Origin of the sequence: Streptococcus sp. 45, from assembly GCF_900108865.1 — a bacterium.
Classification (GTDB): Bacteria; Bacillota; Bacilli; order Lactobacillales; family Streptococcaceae; genus Streptococcus; species Streptococcus ruminicola.
This window is the reverse complement of sequence record NZ_FNXZ01000008.1, coordinates 18,783-38,647: the sequence shown is the minus strand read 5'-3', so window position 1 is coordinate 38,647 and position 19,865 is coordinate 18,783. Positions and strand designations below refer to the sequence as shown.

Below are 19,865 nucleotides of genomic sequence, written 5' to 3'. Positions count from 1 at the left end.
AACTTTTTCACAAGTTTTAGCAACAGCATTCCAAGCATCTGCATCAAGAGCTATTAGTCTAGTGCCAAACTCACTGGCAGCCATCACATTGTTCCAAGCACCAGTCACATCGGCTTTAACCCATTGAGGTGTTTTTTGCTTAAATAAGGTATTTCCACCCCATTCAATCCCTTCGAAAGCTAGTTGGCCAAGTTGAGCAGCGCCAAGGGCTAGTTGGTCAATGGTTTCACAAACACCATCGACAAAACCTAAGGCTGTCAGAGCTACCGATTTGTCAAGTTGTCCACCAAAAAAGTCCCAGTTTTGTTTTTCTAGTGTTTTTCGAGCTCCTTCAAAGAAATTGGCGTCTAAGTCTGCTTGACTTTGTAACCAGGCCACCACGGGATGCTGCTTAGCCCATTCTTTTCGGGCTTTTTGCTCAGCTTGTTCTTTAGCTAGTTTTTCTTGTTGTGTGATTTGTTTGTCAACAGATTTGATGCCTTTAGCGAAATTGACATCACTGATAAAGCTAAGGTACTGGCTGTCGGTGTATGGTAAATCAGTAGTCTGGCTAACTTGATTAACTTCTGTATCAATGGCAGCAAGCAAGTCAGCAGAAGTAGGTGCAGTTCCACTACTATCAAAACTTGTGACTTTATCAATCGTCGTGCTTAGGAGCTGGCTTGCGGTGTCGCTATCTGCATCGTAGTTACTCTGAGGACCTGATAGTGAGATTAAATCACTAATACTAGCATAGATGCTAGAAATATTCTCCTCTTGCGCTCCATGTTGGTTTTTGAAATTGTTTAGATTATCTTTTAGTTGATTGAGATAATCTTCGTCTAGTACTGCGCTATTTGAAGTTTCTCCGATGCTTGAGTGAAAGCTTGATAGCAGACTTGAAAACTCACTAGCCATGACTTTTGATGTATCTGCTAAACCAACAAGGACAGCAGCATCAACGTTGTTCAGTTGTTGGTAGATAGCTTGTCCGGTCTTTCCTTGGAGAGCTTCAGATGTGATGATTTTGTTGACGCTATTTTTTGCGTCTGTTAATTGTGTCTCTATTCGGCTGGCTTCTTGATTGAGTTTGTTAGCAGCCTTGTGGAGTTCTTCGAGGTCAACGTGAAATCCCATCTAGTCACCTCCCCCAGCTTTTTTGAGGAAAGCATAAGCTTCGTTTTTTGTCATAAATGACGTTGATAAACGTTTTTCTTGAAGCTGTGTTTGTTTTAATTTTTGACTAAATGATTTTTCGTAGTCGTCTTCATAACCACGCGCAACGACCTTTCCAATCATCATGTTTGTGATTGTCATTGGAGTGATTGGTGGGAAGCCGCCAAGCGGCCATAGCTGTGCTTGATAATCAACGACGTAATTTCCGATGCTATCAGCAACAGGTAGTTTGCGACCTGTGATAATCACCTTTGCTCCAGGAGTATGTGAGAACATTTCTCTGAGTTGATCTGGAAAGAGTCGCGTATCAAGTTCGATGACACTTCCTAGTGGCAGAATCTTGCTGTAAACTAAGTCAATCAATCCCATAAAAATGAGAAAGTTTTCCAAAGACAGGGTGATTTTATATTGTTTATCACGTGTGATAATAACATTATCTTCTTTATAATGAAAGTTTATTTCGATAGGGGCACCTAAAAATGCTTGATAGATGTAGCTTTCTTGATTTTGACAAAAAGCTATGTAGCATTCTCTAAGAATATCTAATTGTCCCCCAACGTATGTCCCAAATTGTATTAAGTCATCTGTTACCAAGTCAGAAAGCGCATCGTTTTCTGACAAAAGCTTAGTAAAAATTGTATTCAAATCTTCATTCATCATTTAAACCTAACCGTATTCTTCTTAATTTGATTAGCAGCTTTTTTATCTTCTGCGACAATCTTATCAGCTACTTTGGTCATTTTTTTAGCATTTGCTGCAGAATATGTTTTGAAGTGTTCTAAAGTCGTGTTGAAGTTATTTTCAATATCAACAAAGGTTTTAAAACGTGTTAAGGTTGTCTTACCAATAGAAGAAACCTTAATGTCTTCAATATCTGAAATGCCATTAGCCGCCGTAGAAACGAGGCTTTTCCAATTCTTTTCATCAAGACTAACTTTTACCATAAAGCACCTCAACGAATTAAAGCTAGGCAATCGCTAGCTGATTTATTAAAGGCGCTAATCAGACCGCTGAGAGAATTTTGCGATGCTTGACGTTTTTGAATTTCGTTAGTCAATGTGTCCACATTAGCTTTATGAGTGCTGATGTCTGACGTAATATCAGATACAATCGTTGTTGCATGACCATCAAATGTTGTTCGAATACTTCCCTTGAAGTTGGCATTATCCATATTATCAACAAGGGTTGAGTTGATAGATTTTTTGACTTCTTTGTAAGAAGTGATGGCAGTTTTTAATGAAGATTTTGCGGCTTTTAAACGCTCAATTTCTTCTTGTTTAGCATTATAGGTCGATTGAAGTTCATTGGCTCTTTGCTGAAAAGTAGTAGCGAGAGCACGGTTGACAGCATTATTTTTCTGCCTTTGAACTTCATCGTTAAATGACTTCTCCATAAAATATCTCCTAATTCCCATTTTTACCCTAGATTATACCATATTTTCTTTTTTAATTTTAATTTTTAGATAACTTTTAGTTTAAAAAATAAAAAAAGCGCCCTCAGCAGAGAGCGTTTAGATAGTGTATTATTTCGTACTTTCGCGAAGGGTTAATGTGGTTGCGAGTCGTGTCATGGTTGGGACGGTATGACGTTTGATCAGTTGATGATTTAAGATATCTACGGCTGTGCGTCCCATTTCTTCGGTATAAACAGTGATACTTGATAAAGCAGGAAAGACTTGCTTAGTTAGGGCTGTATCATTAAAAGAAATGAGGCTGACGCGGTCAGGTACGGAAATGTTAGCTTCTTGAAGGGCACGAAGGGCACCAATGGCTAGGGTGTCGTTTGCTACAAAGAAAGCTTGTGGAAGGTCGTCACCTAGTTCGGTGATGGCTTTTTTCATCAAAGCATATCCTGAAGGCGCTGAAAAATCACCGACAAAGACATAGTCAGGGTTATAAAGATTATTTTCGTAAGCGTAGTTTTTAAAAGTACGGAAACGTTGGTCGACAATGAGTTCTTTCTGGTCAGTCGTACGTTCTTCACCAGCAATCATACCGATTTTTGTAAAGCCTTGTTGCATGAAGTAGTCAAGGACTTTAACAACGGCATTATCAAAATCAGTTGTCACACAAGGGTGACCAGCATTTAAGGTGTCGCTATCAACGAAGACAAGATTTTTTGAAAGATTTTCGAGGCGGTTAATTTGTTCACTAGAAAATTTACCAATGGCAATAATACCACTGACATTTTCTGAAATGGTTAAAATGTCGTTATTAAAGTAACGAACCACATCGTAGCCCAATTCTTGGGCGCGTTTTTCAAGACCGATACGAATGCTGTAGTAGTAAAGGTCGTTTAACTCTTCTTGCTCGCTATACCACTGCACGATAGCGATTTTTTGACGTTCTTGGTTGCTGTTTGTGCTGCGTTTGTGTTTTTCATAACCCAACTCTTCAGCAACGGTTAAAATACGGTGTCTTGTTTCTTCACCAACGGAGAGGGTTTTGTCTTTGTTAAGGACTCGTGAGACAGTCGCTGATGAGACATTTGCTAACTTTGCGATATCTTTTAATGTAGCCATAGGTATCCCTTCTTTCTTAGTAGTATTATATCACATTATCAGAAAAAACAAAAATTTTAAGTAAAACTTTAGTAAACATTATTGACTTAGTTTAACTAGGAGGTTAAAATGAAACCGTAATCATAAAAGAAACAAGAAAAAAGGAGACCCTCATGAATACTAAAGAACTTAACCAAGCTTTTACTAATGTTTTTGGAAGCGACGCAGACGCAACTTTCTTCTCACCAGGTCGTATCAACTTAATCGGTGAACACACTGACTACAATGGTGGTCATGTTTTCCCAGCAGCGATTACGCTTGGAACATACGGCGCCGCTCGTAAACGTGATGATAAGCTGCTTCGTTTTTACTCAGCTAACTTTGATGACTTAGGCATTATTGATGTTGATCTTGACAATCTTGTCTACGATAAAAAAGATAGCTGGACAAACTATCCAAAAGGCGTTATCAAATTCTTGAAAGAAGCTGGACACAAGATTGAATCTGGTTTTGAACTTTATGTTAATGGGAATATTCCAAATGGCTCTGGTTTGTCATCATCAGCTTCACTAGAACTTTTGGTAGGGATTGTTGCTGAAGAATTATTCGACCTAAAATTAGACCGTTTGGATTTGGTAAAAATTGGTAAACAAACTGAAAATGAGTTTATTGGGGTAAACTCAGGAATCATGGACCAATTTGCCATCGGTATGGGAGCTGAAAAGCAAGCCATCTACCTTGATACCAATACTCTAGAATATGACCTTGTTCCTTTGGATCTTGGTGACAATGTCATTGTGATTATGAATACCAATAAACGCCGTGAATTAGCCGATTCAAAATACAATGAACGTCGTGCGGAATGTGAAAAAGCTGTAGAAGAACTTAATCAAGTGCTTGATATCAAGACTCTCGGTGAACTTGATTTGCAAACATTTGACGAATATAGTTACCTTATTAAAGATGACAATCGTCTAAAACGTGCTCGCCACGCTGTCTGGGAAAATCAACGTACCCTTCAAGCCAAAGAAGCTTTGACTGCTGGTCAGCTTGAAAAATTTGGTCGCTTGGTTAATGCCTCACACGTTTCACTTGAACATGACTACGAAGTAACTGGTATCGAACTTGATACCCTTGCTCACACAGCTTGGCAACAAGAAGGTGTCCTCGGAGCTCGTATGACAGGAGCGGGATTCGGTGGCTGTGGTATTGCTATTGTTGCTAAAGATAAAGTTGATGATTTTACAAAAGCTGTTGGACAAGTTTATACAGAAACAATTGGATATGCGCCAGCCTTCTATATCGCTGAAATCGCTGGTGGTTCACGTGTCCTTTCACGAAAATAAAGAATAAAAAGAAGACGATAAAATGATGAAACTTTTAGATACCTTTGTCGCTAAAGTGATTGAAGCTAGCGACTATACTGAAGATGATATGTTTTACTTGCGCAATCGCATCCTTGCCCTTGTGGGCGAGGATGGTGCAGAGCAAGAGACAAATCAAACAGATTTGATTGCTCTTAAAGAAGAACTGGTTAACCTAGCTGTGAAAAATGGTAAGGTTGGTGACTTAATGGCTGAAAGAGATTGTTTGGGTGCTGAATTGATGAACTTCATCACACCTGTCCCAAGTCAGGTGAATCGCAATTTCTGGGATATGTATGCTCAATCTCCTCAACAAGCTGTCGCAGATTTTTACGAGCTCAGCAAACGAAATGACTACATTAAAGTAGCTGCAATCGCAAAAAATATTGCTTTTACGGTGCCATCACAGTATGGCGATATTCAAATTACCATTAATTTATCAAAACCTGAAAAAGATCCCAAGGCCATTGCTGCAGCTAAGTTAGCCAAGGCATCTTCTTATCCAAAATGTCAGCTATGTATGGAAAATGAAGGCTATCAAGGTCGCCTTAATCACCCAGCGCGTGCTAATCACCGTATCATTCGCTTAAATCTAGGTGATGAAAAATGGGGTTTCCAATATTCGCCTTATGCTTACTTCAACGAACATTGTATTATTTTAAATACTGAGCATGTTCCGATGGTTATCAGTAAAGCTACTTTCGAACAGCTCTTAGATATTGTCGATATTTTCCCAGGCTATTTTGCTGGGTCAAATGCCGACTTGCCAATTGTTGGTGGGTCAATTTTGACTCACAATCACTATCAAGGTGGACGTCATGTCTTTCCGATGGAAATAGCAGAGCTAGACAATGAGTTTCATTTTAAAGGCTTTTTAGATGTAACAGCTGGTATTGTGAAATGGCCAATGTCAGTCATTCGCCTTCGCAGCAAAGATAAAGACCGCTTGGTTGAACTCGCTGAAAAAATTCGTTTGGCTTGGCGAGATTATTCTGACGCGAGTGTTGATGTGGTGGCTTATACAGGCGATACGCCACACCACACAGTGACTCCGATTGCGCGCAAACGTGATGGGCAATTTGAACTAGATATCGTTCTTCGCGACAATCACACCACTGCTGAATTTCCTGATGGTGTTTATCATCCACATGCTGATGTGCAACACATTAAAAAGGAAAATATTGGACTAATTGAGGTAATGGGCTTAGCTATTTTGCCACCTCGTCTTAAAAATGAACTGCTAGAAGTTGAAAAATATCTTTTGAACCAGTATAATGAAATCGCTGCCTATCATAAGGATTGGGCAGATGAGATTAAAAAACGTTCGGATATTACGGCTGATAACGTACATGATATCGTACAAGAAGAAGTCGGTCACGTTTTTGTTCGCGTTTTAGAAGATGCAGGTGTTTACAAACGTGATGAAAAAGGAAAAAAAGCCTTTATGCGCTTTGTGAACAGTGTGGGGTTAGAATAGGAGAAAAATAAATGTCAATTTTAGTGCTTGGTGGGGCTGGTTACATCGGTTCTCACATGGTTGATCGTTTAATTGAAAAAGGTGAAGAAAAAGTTGTTGTTGTCGATAGTTTGGTAACAGGGCACCGTGCAGCGGTTCATCCTGATGCGACATTCTATCAAGGAGATCTTGCTGATCAAGATTTCATGCGTAAAGTCTTTACAGAAAATCCTGATATTGATGCTGTAATCCACTTTGCTGCTTATTCATTGGTTGCTGAATCAATGGAAAAACCACTTAAATACTTCGATAACAACACTGCTGGTATGATTAAATTGCTTGAAGTGATGAATGAATTTGGTGTTAAATACATTGTCTTCTCATCAACTGCAGCAACTTATGGTATCCCAGATGAACTTCCAATTAAGGAAACAACACCTCAACGTCCAATCAATCCATACGGTGAAAGTAAACTCATGATGGAAACAATCATGAAATGGTCTGACCAAGCTTACGGCATTAAATTTGTTCCACTTCGTTACTTTAACGTGGCTGGTGCTAAACCAGATGGTTCTATCGGTGAAGACCACGGCCCTGAAACACACTTGTTGCCAATTATCTTGCAAGTGGCACAAGGTGTTCGTGAAAAAATCATGATTTTCGGTAATGATTACAACACACCGGATGGTACAAATGTGCGTGACTACGTTCACCCATTTGACTTGGCAGATGCTCATTTACTTGCTGTAAAATATCTTCGCGAAGGTAACCCATCAACAGCCTTTAACCTAGGTTCTTCCACTGGTTTTTCAAACCTTCAAATCCTTGAAGCAGCTCGTAAAGTAACGGGTAAAGAAATTCCTGCAGAACTTGCTGACCGTCGTCCTGGTGACCCAGATACCCTTATTGCGTCATCAGATAAAGCGCGTGAAATTCTTGGTTGGAAACCACAATTTGATGATATTGAAAAAATCATTGCTTCTGCTTGGGCATGGCATTCAAGTCATCCAAACGGATACAATGACCGTTAATAAATGATTATAGTCTGAGGCAAGTGCCTCAGGTTTTTTGTGCATCATGAGGATGTGCTAGAAAAAGGAAAAAGATGATGTCAATAATTAAGACACCTTGTTTAGATAAAGAGCAAAAATTACAGGTAGAAGCATTAATCAAAGAAGTTCAGACTTTTGATGGGACTCACCGCATCCCGTATTTATCGAATAATCTCAATTTTGATCAGGAGATGCCAGCTTTCTTTTTAGCTTATGAGAAGAATCAACTTGTGGGGGTGTTGACAGTCTATGCTGATGAGCCAGACGAGGCAGAACTTACTATTTTGGTTCACCCAAACTATCGCCGTCTAGGATATGCTAAGCAATTATTTCGTGTTTTCCGTGAAACCATGAAAGAGTATCAGTTGAGTTTTACAGTAATGTCGGAGCAATCTTTCTTAGCAAAACACCCAGATGTGCTGGCTAATCTTGGCATGACTTTAGAAGATGATTTTGAGTATTGGCTTAGTCGACAACGAAAAGCCTATTTGTTTGAAAAGCGTGACGATTTGTCGGTCATCAAAGCTAGTAGAGAACACCTTGAAGCGATTGCAGACTTTCAAGCAAAAGCTTTTGGAGATCCTTATGAGGTTGCACTGCGCTATGCCAAAGAAGCTCTAGTTGATGAGACTGAAAAACTTTATATTGTGATGAAAGATGACAAAGTTGTTGCTTCTTGCACGGTGGATTTTAGCACGACTTACAATTATCTTTATGGCTTAGTAGTTGCCGAAGGCTACCGTGGTCAAGGGATTGGGACTTATTTTATGAAAGTGCTTATCAATAGCCTGTTAGCTGAAAATGAGAAGGTCTTTCAAATTGCGGTTGAATCAGATAATTTAGCAGCTAAACGTCTTTATGAAAGTTTAGGTTTTGAATAACAAACGCAGGTTGTCTACGCTAAGGTGACTGACGCTAGTAAACTTTGGGAGATTTAACGGTCATTTCTTGCGTTGTCAAGGGGAATTTGGTATAGTTGTCATTAAGCTTATATTTATGGAGGATTCTTATGCCAACAGTTATTATGTTGCTCGTTATGGTTGGTTTGATTTGGTTCATGCAACGTTCTCAAAAGAAACAAGCACAAGCCCGTCAAGATCAACTTAAAGCATTGCAAAAAGGTGATGAAATCGTAACAATCGGTGGTCTTTACGGTGTTGTTGATGAAGTTGACACTGCTAACCAAAAAATGGTTTTGGACATCGATGGTGTTTATCTAACATTTGAACTTGGTGCTTTAAAACGTGTTGTTAACAGAGCTGAACAAGAAGTTGTTGAAGCTGCACCTGTTGAAGAAGCAGTTGAAGAAACAACTGAAGCAGCTCAAGATACTGCCGTTGAAAGTGAAGACTAATCATAGAAATTACCAGATGAGAAATCATCTGGCTTTTTTTATGCCAATATTCCCTAAAAGCCATCAATTAAGTAGAGAAAAAATAGCTATTTTATGGTAAAATATTGTGATGAGTATGCTTTTAAGGAAATTGTATGTTTAAATTTAATTTTAGAAAAAAGAAAGAGGCTGTAAGCCTTGACAAGATTCCAAATCATATTGGAATTATCATGGATGGAAATGGCCGTTGGGCCAAAAAACGCATGCAGCCACGTGTCATGGGACACAAAGCTGGTATGGATGCTTTGCAGGAAGTGACGATTGCTAGTTCAGAACTTGGTGTAAAAGTTTTGACAGTTTATGCTTTCTCAACAGAAAACTGGTCACGACCCGAGGACGAAGTCAAATTCATTATGAACTTACCCGTTGAGTTCTTCGATAAATATGTCCCTGAATTGGACGCTAATAATGTCAAAGTTCAAGTTATCGGTGAGACAAATCGTTTGCCAAAAGCAACTTTTGATGCGATGAAACGTGCTTGTGAACAAACGAAGCACAATTCTGGTCTTATCTTGAATTTTGCGCTTAACTATGGTGGCCGTTCAGAAATTACAGAAGCGGTTAAAAATATTGCCCAAGAAGTGCTTGAAGCAAAAATCAGCCCAGATGATATTACAGAAGATGTGATTTCAAATCATTTGATGACGAATCACTTGCCGTACTTGTATCGTGATCCGGATTTGATTATTCGAACAAGTGGTGAACTTCGTCTTAGTAATTTTCTACCATGGCAATCAGCATATAGTGAATTTTACTTCACACCTGTTTTATGGCCTGATTTCAAAAAAGACGAGTTGATTAAGGCGATTGCTGAATACAATCAACGCCATCGCCGTTTTGGTGGAATCTAGAAAGGAAATATCATGAAACAACGTGTGATTTGGGGGGCGATTGCCCTATTGATTATGCTGCCGTTTCTATTGCATGGAGGCCTACCGTTTCAAGTCTTTGTAGGCTTTTTAGCAATGATTGGTGTGGCAGAAATGTTACGCATGAAACATCTCGAATTTTTCTCAATTGAAGGTGTTTTGTCAATGCTTGGTGCTTTTGTTTTGACAGTGCCTTTGGATAACTACTTTACATCACTACCGATAGATTCTAACTTTGCCGTCTATGGGTTGTTGGTTTTCTTGCTTTTGGCAGGAACAGTTATCAATTGTGATGATTATTCATTCGATGATGTCTCTTATCCGATTGCAGCTAGCCTTTATGTGGGAATTGGTTTCCAAAACTTGGTCAATGCTCGTATGGGGGGCTTAGATAAAGTGCTCTTTGCTTTATTTATCGTATGGGCGACTGATATCGGTGCTTATATGATTGGTCGTCGCTTTGGTCAACGTAAATTGATGCCGAAGGTTTCTCCAAATAAAACTATCGAAGGTAGTCTTGGCGGGATTGCTTGCGCTGTTGTCGTTTCATTTATCTTTATGTTGATTGATAAAGCTGTTTACGCTCCGCACAATCTCTTTGTTATGTTAATTTGCGTTATTTTGTTTAGTATTTTTGGTCAATTCGGTGATTTGGTTGAAAGTGCTATTAAACGTCACTTTGGCGTTAAAGATTCTGGAAAACTTATTCCTGGTCACGGTGGTATTTTAGACCGCTTTGATTCAATGATTTTTGTTTTCCCAATTATGCATCTATTTGGTCTTTTCTAATTGACTTGTTTGGCAGCTGCCACAAACTTTTGGAGTTTGCTTACTAGTGAATGGTTATTAGGATAATAATGTTACTGGTATAGAGAGGAGCAAAATGCTCGGAATTATAACGTTTATTATTGTTTTTGGAATCTTAGTTATTGTCCACGAATTTGGTCACTTATACTTTGCCAAAAAATCAGGCATTCTGGTGAGAGAATTTTCTATCGGGATGGGCCCGAAAATCTTCTCTCATTTTGATAAGGAAGGGACAGCTTATACGTTTCGTATTCTTCCTTTAGGTGGTTATGTCCGCATGGCTGGTTGGGGAGATGATACCACTGAAATTAAGACTGGTACGCCAGCTAGCTTGAGTTTGAACAAAGACGGCTTGGTGACACGTATTAATCTATCACATAAACGGTTGGATAATACAGCTCTTCCTATGAACGTGACTTCTTATGATTTGGAAGATAAATTAGAAATCACTGGATTGGTTCTAGATGAGCAAAAGACATATAAAGTTCATCACGATGCCACAATCGTTGAAGAAGATGGCACAGAGATTCGCATTGCGCCCCTTGATGTGCAGTATCAAAATGCTACTGTCTGGGGACGTTTGATGACAAACTTTGCTGGTCCGATGAATAATTTTATTCTAGGAACGCTAGCTTTCATCTTACTTGTCTTTATGCAAGGTGGAGTCCCGAATCCCTCGACAAATGCTGTGCGAGTGACTGACGGTGGTGCCATGCAAGCTGCAGGTGTCAAAGATGGTGACAAAGTCTTAGCTGTCGGAAAATACAAAGTCTCAAATTGGTCTGAATTGACTGAGGCTGTTGCCAAATCGACAAAAGGTATTTCAAAAGATACCACGATTCCTGTGACTGTAAAAGATACTTCTGGCAAAACAAAGACTCTTGATATTAAGCCAGTCAAAAATCATGGCAGCTATCTTATCGGAGTTTCTTCAGCTTTGAAAACAGGCTTTTGGGACAAGATTACTGGTGGCTTCCAAATGTCTTGGCAAAGTGCCATGTTAATTTTAAATGCTTTGAAAGGCATTGTCTCAAATTTCAGCTTGGATAAACTTGGTGGTCCCGTCGCTATGTACCAGGCATCAAGTCAAGCAGCTTCTTATGGATTGCCATCAGTGATTAATCTTTTGGCCCTCTTGTCAATCAACCTTGGAATTGTTAACCTTATCCCGATTCCAGCTTTGGATGGTGGAAAAATCTTGATGAACCTCATTGAGATTGTTCGTCGTAAACCACTCAAACAAGAAACAGAAACTTATGTCACTCTGGTTGGCGTGGTCATCATGATTATTCTGATGATTGCCGTTACTTGGAATGATATCATGCGAGTTTTCTTCTAACTTACATCAAGACTAATCAATAATTTAGTACATCATATTTTTAAATACACATTTTTTAGAAAGGAATTGATACGGTCTTCTCTAAAGATGCGAATAAGTGAGCTACTTGCCTAAACAACAAGCGGCTTACTTATTTTCGTGATTTGACCGCAATATTTTATTATGAAACAATCACAAATGCTTATCCCAACGCTTCGCGAAATGCCAAGCGACGCTCAAGTTATCAGCCACGCTCTTATGGTTCGTGCTGGTTATGTTCGCCAAGTCTCAGCAGGTATCTACGCTTACCTACCACTTGCTAACCGCACAATTGAAAAATTCAAAAAAATCATGCGTGAAGAGTTTGAAAAAATTGGTGCCGTTGAAATGCTTGCACCAGCACTTTTGAATGCTGACCTTTGGCGTGAATCAGGTCGTTACGAAACTTACGGTGAAGACCTTTATAAACTTAAAAACCGCGATAAATCAGACTTTATCCTTGGTCCAACTCACGAAGAAACATTTACAAGCCTTGTTCGTGATGCGGTTAAATCATACAAACAATTACCACTTAACCTTTATCAAATCCAATCTAAATACCGTGATGAAAAACGTCCACGTAACGGACTTCTTCGTACACGTGAATTTATCATGAAAGATGGTTACAGTTTCCACGCAGACTACGAAGGTTTGGATGAAACTTACGAAGAATACCGCAAAGCTTATGAAGCAGTCTTCACACGTGCAGGACTTGACTTCAAAGGTATCATCGGTGACGGTGGTGCTATGGGTGGTAAAGACTCTCAAGAGTTTATGGCAATCACTCCAGACCGTACAGACCTTGACCGTTGGGTTGTTCTTGACAAATCAATCGCTTCAATCGATGAAATTCCAGAAGATGTATTAGAAGACATCAAAAAAGAATTGTCATCATGGTTGGTTTCAGGTGAAGATACTGTTGCCTACTCAACAGAATCAAGCTACGCAGCTAACCTTGAAATGGCAAGCAACGAATACAAACCATCAACAAAAGTTGTTGCTCAAGAAGATGTTAAACGTGTGGAAACACCTAACTGTAAATCAATCGATGAAGTGGCTGCTTTCTTGAATGTTGATGAAGAACAAACAATCAAAACACTTCTATTCATCGCTGATAAAGAACCAGTTGTTGCGCTTCTTGTCGGAAACGACCAAGTCAACGATGTTAAATTGAAAAACTACCTTGGTGCTGACTTCCTTGACCCAGCAACTGAAGAAGATGCTGTTAAAGTCTTCGGTGCAAACTTTGGTTCACTTGGCCCAGTTAACCTTCCTGAAAACGTTCGTATCGTTGCTGACCGCAAAGTACAAGACGTTGCTAATGCAGTTGTTGGTGCTAACGAAGATGGTTACCACTTGACTGGTGTTAACCCAGGACGTGACTTCGAAGCAGAATATGTTGATATTCGTGAAGTTAAAGAAGGTGAAATTTCACCAGACGGTAAAGGTGTTCTTAAATTCGCTCGTGGTATCGAAATCGGACACATCTTTAAACTTGGTACTCGCTACTCAGAAAGCATGGGTGCAACAATTCTTGACCAAAACGGTCGTGCTGTGCCAATCATCATGGGATGCTATGGTATCGGTGTTAGCCGTATCTTGTCAGCCGTTATTGAACAACACGCTCGTCTCTTCGTTTCTAAAACACCAAAAGGTGCTTACCGCTTTGCATGGGGTATCAACTTCCCTAAAGAATTGGCACCATTTGACGTTCACGTCATCACTGTTAACGTGAAAGACGAAGAAGCACAAGCTTTGACAGCTAAAGTAGAAGCTGAATTGGTTGAAAAAGGTTACGAAGTTTTGGTTGATGACCGTAACGAACGTGTCGGATCAAAATTCTCAGATAGCGACCTTATCGGACTTCCAATCCGTGTGACAGTTGGTAAAAAAGCTGCTGATGGTATCGTAGAAGTTAAAATCAAAGCAACTGGTGATACAATCGAAGTTAACGCTGAAAACCTTATTGAAACACTTGAAATTTTGACAAAAGAAAACTAATAAGATTTAGGTCGAGGGCTTAGCCCCGACCTTTTTCTTTTGTCTCGAAAAATGCTCATTTTTATGATAAAATTGAAAGACGATATTGATAGAAAAAAAGTAAAAGGGCGACTGATGTCCCTCTTTTACTTAGGATAGAAAGTTAGATTTTTGGAATTGAGGTAATTGACGTTTTATGTCAGAGTTATTTAAAAAATTGATGGAGCAAATCGATATGCCGCTTGAAATGCGACAATCTTCTGCTTTTTCATCTGCAGATATTCGTGAAGTTAAGGTACACTCAGTATCCCGCCTCTGGGAATTCCATTTTTCATTTGCAGAGATTTTGCCGATTGAGATTTATCGTGAGTTAGCTTATCGCTTGGTTAATACCTTTAAGCAAGCGGATATTACAGCGACTTTTGATATTCAGGCAGAAAATATTGATTTCTCACAACCGCTTTTGCAAGCTTATTATGAAGAAGCTTTTGAGCACGCTCCTTGTGACAGCGCCAGCTTTAAAGCCTCTTTTAGCAAGTTGAAAGTCTCTTATGATGGTGAAAAATTATTGATTGAAGCGCCAGCTTTTGTCAATAATGACCATTTTCGTAAAAATCATTTGCCAAATTTGGCACGTCAATTTGAAGCCTTTGGTTTCGGAAAAGTGATGGTTGACATGGTTTCTGATGAAGCCATGACTCAAGCGCTTCGAGAAGATTTTACAACTAATCGTGAAGCCATGGTGGAAAAAGCGGTGCAAGAAAACCGTGAAGCCGTTAAGTCTCTAGAAGCGTCAATGCCACCAGCTGAAGAAGCTCCAAAACCAAAATTTGATTTCAAAGAACGCACTAAACAACGCCGTGCAGGTTTTGAAAATGCCGAAATCACGCCGATGGTTGAAATCACAACAGAAGAAAACCGTATTGTCTTTGAAGGAATGGTTTTTGATGTTGAAAAGAAAACCACTCGTACAGGTCGTCATATCATCAATTTCAAGATGACAGACTATACGTCAAGTTTTGCCATGCAAAAATGGGCAAAAGATGATGAAGAGTTGAAAAAATATGACATGATTGCTAAGGGGTCATGGCTTCGTGTTCGCGGAAATATTGAGAACAATAATTTCACCCATGCCCTTACTATGAATGTGCAAGATGTTAAAGAAATTGTTCACCATGACCGCAAGGATTTGATGCCAGAGGATCAAAAGCGTGTAGAATTTCATGCGCATACGAACATGTCAACCATGGATGCTTTGCCAACGGTTGAGGAGTTGATTGATACAGCTGCTAAATGGGGTCACAAGGCTGTTGCCATCACTGACCATGGAAATGTTCAAAGTTTCCCTCACGGCTATCACAGAGCTCGTAAGGATGGTATTAAGGCTATTTTCGGATTGGAAGCCAATATCGTTGAAGATAAGGTGCCGATTGCTTACAATCCTGTTGATTTGGAGCTAAATGAAGCAACGTATGTCGTATTTGACGTGGAAACAACAGGACTTTCTGCGGTGCACAATGATTTGATTCAGATTGCCGCTTCAAAAATGTACAAAGGTAACATTGTTGAGCAGTTTGATGAATTCATCAACCCAGGTCACCATTTGTCAGCCTTTACGACAGAATTGACAGGGATTACGGATAATCATGTTCGCAATGCGAAGCCTATCGAACAAGTGCTTCAAATGTTCCAAGATTTCTGTAAAGATACTGTACTTGTTGCCCACAATGCGACCTTTGACGTTGGCTTTATGAATGCTAACTATAAACGTCATGGCATGCCAACCATCACGCAGCCAGTTATTGATACCCTTGAATTGGCACGAAATCTTTATCCAGAATACAAACGTCATGGTTTGGGACCGTTGACTAAACGTTTCCAAGTGTCTCTTGAACACCACCATATGGCCAACTACGATGCCGAAGCAACTGGTCGCTTGCTCTTTATCTTCTTGAAAGAAGCGCGTGAAAATCATGGCCTTACCAACATGATGGACTTGAATACCAAGTTGGTGGCTGAAGATTCATATAAAAAAGCCCGTGTCAAACACGCAACTATTTATGTTCAAAACCAGACAGGGTTGAAAAATATCTTCAAGCTTGTCAGTCTTTCAAATGTTAAATATTTTGAAGGTGTGGCTCGTATTCCAAGAACAGTTCTTGATGCGCACCGTGAAGGGCTTTTGCTAGGAACAGCCTGCTCAGAAGGTGAAGTTTTTGATGCGGTTTTGACATCAGGTGTGGAAAAAGCTGTTGAAGTGGCTAAATACTATGATTTCATCGAAGTCATGCCGCCTGCCATTTATGCGCCGCTATTGGCACAAGGAACAATCAAAGATGAAGAAGGTATTCGTCAAGTCATTCGTGATTTGATTGAGGTTGGACGTCGTTTGAACAAGCCTGTTCTTGCTACTGGTAATGTTCACTACATTGAACCAGAAGATGAAATTTACCGTGAAATCATCGTCCGTAGTTTGGGACAAGGGGCACCGATTAACCGTCCGATTGGTCGTGGTGAAGATGCTCAACCAGCTCCACTACCAAAAGCCCATTTCCGCACAACCAATGAAATGTTAGACGAGTTTTCTTTCCTTGGTGAAGATTTAGCTTATGAAATCGTCGTTAAGAACACAAGTGATTTTGCTGAGCGCTTTGAAGAAATCGAAGTGGTTAAGAAAGATTTGTACACGCCTTTCCTTGAAAAATCAGAAGAACGTGTCGCAGAGATGACTTACCAAAAAGCCTTTGAAATCTATGGAAACCCACTACCAGATATTGTTGACCGACGTATCGAAAAAGAATTGACTTCGATTTTGGGTAATGGATTTGCCGTGATTTACCTGGCGTCTCAAATGTTGGTTATTCGTTCTAATAAACGTGGTTACTTGGTTGGTTCACGTGGGTCTGTTGGATCTAGTTTCGTGGCAACCATGATTGGGATTACCGAAGTTAACCCAATGCCGCCACACTATGTCTGCCCAAATTGTCAGCATTCAGAGTTCATTACTGATGGTTCTGTCGGATCTGGTTATGACCTTCCTGACAAGGATTGTCCAAAATGTGGCACACGTTATAAGAAAGATGGACATGATATCCCGTTTGAAACCTTCCTTGGATTTGATGGAGATAAAGTTCCCGATATCGATTTGAACTTCTCTGGTGATGACCAACCATCAGCTCACTTGGACGTTCGTGATATTTTTGGAGAACAATATGCCTTTCGTGCCGGAACCGTTGGTACGGTCGCTGACCGTACAGCTTACGGATTTGTTAAAGGTTATGAACGTGATTACGGGAAAATGTACCCAGAAGCAGAAGTTGAACGCTTGGCACAGGGAGCTGCTGGGGTGAAACGTACAACTGGACAACACCCGGGTGGTATCGTTGTTATTCCAAACTATATGGATGTTTATGACTTTACGCCAGTTCAGTATCCAGCCGATGATTTGTCAGCTGAATGGCAAACCACTCACTTTAACTTCCACGATATCGACGAAAACGTCTTGAAACTTGATATCCTCGGTCATGATGATCCGACGATGATTCGTAAGTTGCAAGACTTGTCTGGTATTGATCCCAAAGATATTCCTGCGGATGACCCAGATGTTATGGCACTCTTCTCAGGTACTGAAGTGCTTGGTGTAACGCCTGAACAAATCGGAACACCGACAGGTATGCTTGGTATTCCAGAATTCGGAACAAACTTCGTTCGTGGCATGGTTGAAGAAACACATCCAACGACCTTTGCTGAATTACTTCAGTTATCAGGTCTATCACATGGTACCGATGTTTGGCTTGGAAATGCCCAAGATTTGATCAAAGAAGGTATTGCCACACTGAAAACCGTTATCGGTTGTCGTGACGATATCATGGTTTACCTCATGCACGCGGGACTAGATCCAAAAATGGCCTTTACCATCATGGAACGTGTGCGTAAAGGACGCTGGTTGAAGATTTCTGATGAAGAACGTAATGGCTACATTCAAGCGATGCGTGACAATAATGTGCCTGATTGGTACATCGAATCTTGTGGTAAAATCAAGTACATGTTCCCGAAAGCCCACGCGGCAGCCTACGTATTGATGGCCCTTCGTGTGGCCTACTTCAAGGTTCACTACCCACTTTATTATTACTGCGCTTATTTCTCAATTCGTGCCAAAGCCTTTGATATCAAAACAATGAGTGCTGGTCTTGATGCCGTTAAAGAACGCATGGCTGAGATTTCAACCAAACGTAAAAATAATGAAGCTTCAAACGTTGAAATTGACCTTTACACAACACTTGAATTGGTCAATGAAATGCTTGAACGTGGTTATAAATTTGGTCAATTGGACCTTTACCGCAGTGATGCGACAGAGTTCATCATTGATGGTGATACCCTTATTCCACCATTTGTAGCTATGGATGGTCTCGGAGAAAACGTTGCAAAACAAATCGTTAAAGCGCGTGAAGAAGGTGAATTCCTATCTAAAATGGAACTTCGCAAACGCGGTGGTGTTTCAGCAACACTAGTTGAAAAAATGGATGAAATGGGAATCCTAGGCAACATGCCAGAAGATAACCAACTCAGTTTGTTTGACGATTTCTTTTAATAAGCCAATTTTAGAGAAGCTCTCAAAGTGAGGGCTTCTTTTTTGAGCTCTGCTATTTGTAAAAGATACTAGTTAGTGATACTATGTAAAAAAAGATAGAAAGGAGTAGCAATGAGCGACTTCAAAAATAAAGCTGTTAAGGTTATGGTTGTTTTGCGAAAAGCTTTTAGAACTATCGATGCTAAAACATCAGAGTCTTTCAAGGAAGATGATTTAACACAAACACAATTTGCAGTCTTGGACGTTCTTTATAGCAAAGGAGCGATGAAGGTTGGCCAATTAATTGATAGTATCCTAGCGACTTCGGGGAATATGACAGTGGTTATCCGTAATATGGAGAAAAAAGGCTGGGTAGTACGCCACACTTGTCCTGACGACAAACGTGCTTATCTAGTAACTCTAACAGACGCAGGTCGTCAAGTCATTGAACATGCTTTGCCACTACACATCGAGAAAATCGAAGAGACTTTTTCGGTGCTCACTGAAGAAGAACAAGAAGAGCTTATCCGACTTCTAAAAAAATTTAAACCGCGTGAGCATATTAATTTACAAAAGTAGCAATAATTCGTACAATGACAATATAGAGAAAGTACTATTTAGTGATAAATAACTTTTAACAGACTAATTAACCTTAAAAGGGAGATATATCATGAAAAAAATTCTATTTGTTGTTGGTTCATTGCGTGAGGGATCTTTTGATCAACAATTTGCTCAAAACGCTGAAAAAGCACTTGAAGGCAAAGCAGAAGTATCATACCTAGACTGGTCACAGGTTCCGGTCTTTTCACAAGATTTGGAAGCTAACACACCAGCTGCTGTGCAAGCTGCACGTGACGCTGTCTTGGCAGCTGATGCTATCTGGTTCTTCTCACCAGTTTATAACTTTGCGATTCCTGGTTCAGTGAAGAACTTGCTTGACTGGTTGAGCCGTGCGCTTGATCTTTCAGACCCAACAGGTCCATCAGCCCTTAATGAAAAAGTAACAACTGTTTCTATCCTTGCAAATGGAGGACACGAAGCTGTAGCCGATGCTTACCGTGCTTTGTTCCCATTCATCCGCACACAATTTGTTGATGAAATCACAACAACACGTGTGAACGACTCTGCTTGGGCAGATGGCAAATTTATCGCAACTGATGAGGTTCTTGCTAACCTTGACAAACAAGCTCAAGCACTTCTTGCTGCGCTTGATTAATCTAAGTTTTACCATTTAACAAATTCATAGGTGAGTCAGCTTTTCCTATTTTCAGCTTAGCTCACCTTTATCACAGTCATATTGGTTTAGCCTTTCAATATCAAAAAACTGTGAGATAAAAATGGCCTAGGATTTTGACATCCTAG

General features: G+C 40.0%; 17 protein-coding genes. 12 read left to right on the top strand and 5 right to left on the bottom strand.

Annotated features, from left to right (window positions below):
- The 5 genes from BMX18_RS09025 to BMX18_RS09005 all read right to left on the bottom strand — a co-directional run.
- A partial coding sequence (locus BMX18_RS09025; protein WP_219304957.1) for a T7SS effector LXG polymorphic toxin occupies positions 1-1,116 on the bottom strand: 1,116 nt, incomplete at its 3' end.
- Positions 1,117-1,815: a DUF4176 domain-containing protein gene (locus tag BMX18_RS09020; protein ID WP_093816095.1), complete on the bottom strand. Its 699-nt coding sequence runs from the start codon at positions 1,813-1,815 to the stop codon at positions 1,117-1,119.
- The gene (locus BMX18_RS09015; RefSeq protein ID WP_074482974.1) at positions 1,812-2,099 is read right to left on the bottom strand and encodes a hypothetical protein; all 288 of its coding nucleotides are present in this window, start codon (positions 2,097-2,099) and stop codon (positions 1,812-1,814) included. The genes BMX18_RS09020 and BMX18_RS09015 overlap by 4 nt, the downstream gene beginning before the upstream one ends.
- Before the next feature lie 8 nt (positions 2,100-2,107).
- Positions 2,108-2,548 (bottom strand): YwqH-like family protein, encoded by a 441-nt coding sequence (locus tag BMX18_RS09010; RefSeq protein WP_074482973.1) that lies wholly within the window; start codon positions 2,546-2,548, stop codon positions 2,108-2,110.
- A 129-nt stretch (positions 2,549-2,677) separates the two neighbouring features.
- Positions 2,678-3,676 (bottom strand): LacI family DNA-binding transcriptional regulator, encoded by a 999-nt coding sequence (locus BMX18_RS09005; protein WP_039697522.1) that lies wholly within the window; start codon positions 3,674-3,676, stop codon positions 2,678-2,680.
- 152 nt (positions 3,677-3,828) lie between these two features.
- Here BMX18_RS09005 and BMX18_RS09000 point away from each other — a divergent pair, with 152 nt between their 5' ends.
- From BMX18_RS09000 to BMX18_RS08945, 12 genes are all read left to right on the top strand, one after another.
- Complete coding sequence (locus tag BMX18_RS09000) at positions 3,829-5,001, top strand: galactokinase (RefSeq protein WP_074561231.1); 1,173 nt, start codon at positions 3,829-3,831, stop codon at positions 4,999-5,001.
- Between the two features lie 22 nt (positions 5,002-5,023).
- Positions 5,024-6,496, top strand: coding sequence for a UDP-glucose--hexose-1-phosphate uridylyltransferase (galT, locus tag BMX18_RS08995; protein ID WP_093816093.1), 1,473 nt, complete (start codon positions 5,024-5,026; stop codon positions 6,494-6,496).
- A gap of 11 nt (positions 6,497-6,507) precedes the next feature.
- A complete protein-coding gene (gene galE / locus BMX18_RS08990) occupies positions 6,508-7,506 on the top strand; it encodes a UDP-glucose 4-epimerase GalE (protein ID WP_074482969.1) in 999 nt (332 codons plus the stop codon).
- Between the two features lie 77 nt (positions 7,507-7,583).
- Positions 7,584-8,408: a GNAT family N-acetyltransferase gene (locus BMX18_RS08985; RefSeq protein ID WP_093816091.1), complete on the top strand. Its 825-nt coding sequence runs from the start codon at positions 7,584-7,586 to the stop codon at positions 8,406-8,408.
- 128 nt (positions 8,409-8,536) lie between these two features.
- Positions 8,537-8,881, top strand: a complete 345-nt coding sequence (gene yajC, locus BMX18_RS08980) for a preprotein translocase subunit YajC (protein WP_074870214.1) — start codon at positions 8,537-8,539, stop codon at positions 8,879-8,881.
- Between the two features lie 134 nt (positions 8,882-9,015).
- Complete coding sequence (locus BMX18_RS08975; RefSeq protein WP_039697527.1) at positions 9,016-9,771, top strand: isoprenyl transferase; 756 nt, start codon at positions 9,016-9,018, stop codon at positions 9,769-9,771.
- Between the two features lie 12 nt (positions 9,772-9,783).
- Positions 9,784-10,578, top strand: a complete 795-nt coding sequence (locus tag BMX18_RS08970) for a phosphatidate cytidylyltransferase (RefSeq protein ID WP_074564985.1) — start codon at positions 9,784-9,786, stop codon at positions 10,576-10,578.
- Positions 10,579-10,672: 94 nt separating this feature from the next.
- Positions 10,673-11,935: an RIP metalloprotease RseP gene (gene rseP, locus BMX18_RS08965; RefSeq protein WP_093816089.1), complete on the top strand. Its 1,263-nt coding sequence runs from the start codon at positions 10,673-10,675 to the stop codon at positions 11,933-11,935.
- 162 nt (positions 11,936-12,097) lie between these two features.
- The gene (locus BMX18_RS08960; protein WP_093816087.1) at positions 12,098-13,954 is read left to right on the top strand and encodes a proline--tRNA ligase; all 1,857 of its coding nucleotides are present in this window, start codon (positions 12,098-12,100) and stop codon (positions 13,952-13,954) included.
- A gap of 175 nt (positions 13,955-14,129) precedes the next feature.
- A complete protein-coding gene (locus BMX18_RS08955; RefSeq protein WP_093816085.1) occupies positions 14,130-18,524 on the top strand; it encodes a PolC-type DNA polymerase III in 4,395 nt (1,464 codons plus the stop codon).
- Positions 18,525-18,635: 111 nt separating this feature from the next.
- Positions 18,636-19,082 carry a MarR family winged helix-turn-helix transcriptional regulator gene (locus tag BMX18_RS08950; protein WP_093816083.1) on the top strand — a complete coding sequence of 149 codons (447 nt, stop codon included), beginning with the start codon at positions 18,636-18,638 and terminating at the stop codon, positions 19,080-19,082.
- Positions 19,083-19,173: 91 nt separating this feature from the next.
- On the top strand, positions 19,174-19,719 hold the full coding sequence (locus BMX18_RS08945) for an NADPH-dependent FMN reductase (RefSeq protein ID WP_093816082.1): 546 nt from the start codon (positions 19,174-19,176) through the stop codon (positions 19,717-19,719).
- The last annotated feature ends 146 nt before the right edge of the window (positions 19,720-19,865 follow it).

Bases quoted from the DNA above. Each gene is read 5' to 3' on its own strand.
- BMX18_RS09020 (WP_093816095.1), bottom strand. From the start codon at position 1,815: ATGATGAATGAAGATTTGAATACAATTTTTACTAAGCTTTTGTCAGAA.
- BMX18_RS09015 (WP_074482974.1), bottom strand. From the start codon at position 2,099: ATGGTAAAAGTTAGTCTTGATGAAAAGAATTGGAAAAGCCTCGTTTCT.
- BMX18_RS09010 (WP_074482973.1), bottom strand. From the start codon at position 2,548: ATGGAGAAGTCATTTAACGATGAAGTTCAAAGGCAGAAAAATAATGCT.
- BMX18_RS09005 (WP_039697522.1), bottom strand. From the start codon at position 3,676: ATGGCTACATTAAAAGATATCGCAAAGTTAGCAAATGTCTCATCAGCG.
- BMX18_RS09000 (WP_074561231.1), top strand. From the start codon at position 3,829: ATGAATACTAAAGAACTTAACCAAGCTTTTACTAATGTTTTTGGAAGC.
- galT (WP_093816093.1), top strand. From the start codon at position 5,024: ATGATGAAACTTTTAGATACCTTTGTCGCTAAAGTGATTGAAGCTAGC.
- galE (WP_074482969.1), top strand. From the start codon at position 6,508: ATGTCAATTTTAGTGCTTGGTGGGGCTGGTTACATCGGTTCTCACATG.
- BMX18_RS08985 (WP_093816091.1), top strand. From the start codon at position 7,584: ATGTCAATAATTAAGACACCTTGTTTAGATAAAGAGCAAAAATTACAG.
- yajC (WP_074870214.1), top strand. From the start codon at position 8,537: ATGCCAACAGTTATTATGTTGCTCGTTATGGTTGGTTTGATTTGGTTC.
- BMX18_RS08975 (WP_039697527.1), top strand. From the start codon at position 9,016: ATGTTTAAATTTAATTTTAGAAAAAAGAAAGAGGCTGTAAGCCTTGAC.
- BMX18_RS08970 (WP_074564985.1), top strand. From the start codon at position 9,784: ATGAAACAACGTGTGATTTGGGGGGCGATTGCCCTATTGATTATGCTG.
- rseP (WP_093816089.1), top strand. From the start codon at position 10,673: ATGCTCGGAATTATAACGTTTATTATTGTTTTTGGAATCTTAGTTATT.
- BMX18_RS08960 (WP_093816087.1), top strand. From the start codon at position 12,098: ATGAAACAATCACAAATGCTTATCCCAACGCTTCGCGAAATGCCAAGC.
- BMX18_RS08955 (WP_093816085.1), top strand. From the start codon at position 14,130: ATGTCAGAGTTATTTAAAAAATTGATGGAGCAAATCGATATGCCGCTT.
- BMX18_RS08950 (WP_093816083.1), top strand. From the start codon at position 18,636: ATGAGCGACTTCAAAAATAAAGCTGTTAAGGTTATGGTTGTTTTGCGA.
- BMX18_RS08945 (WP_093816082.1), top strand. From the start codon at position 19,174: ATGAAAAAAATTCTATTTGTTGTTGGTTCATTGCGTGAGGGATCTTTT.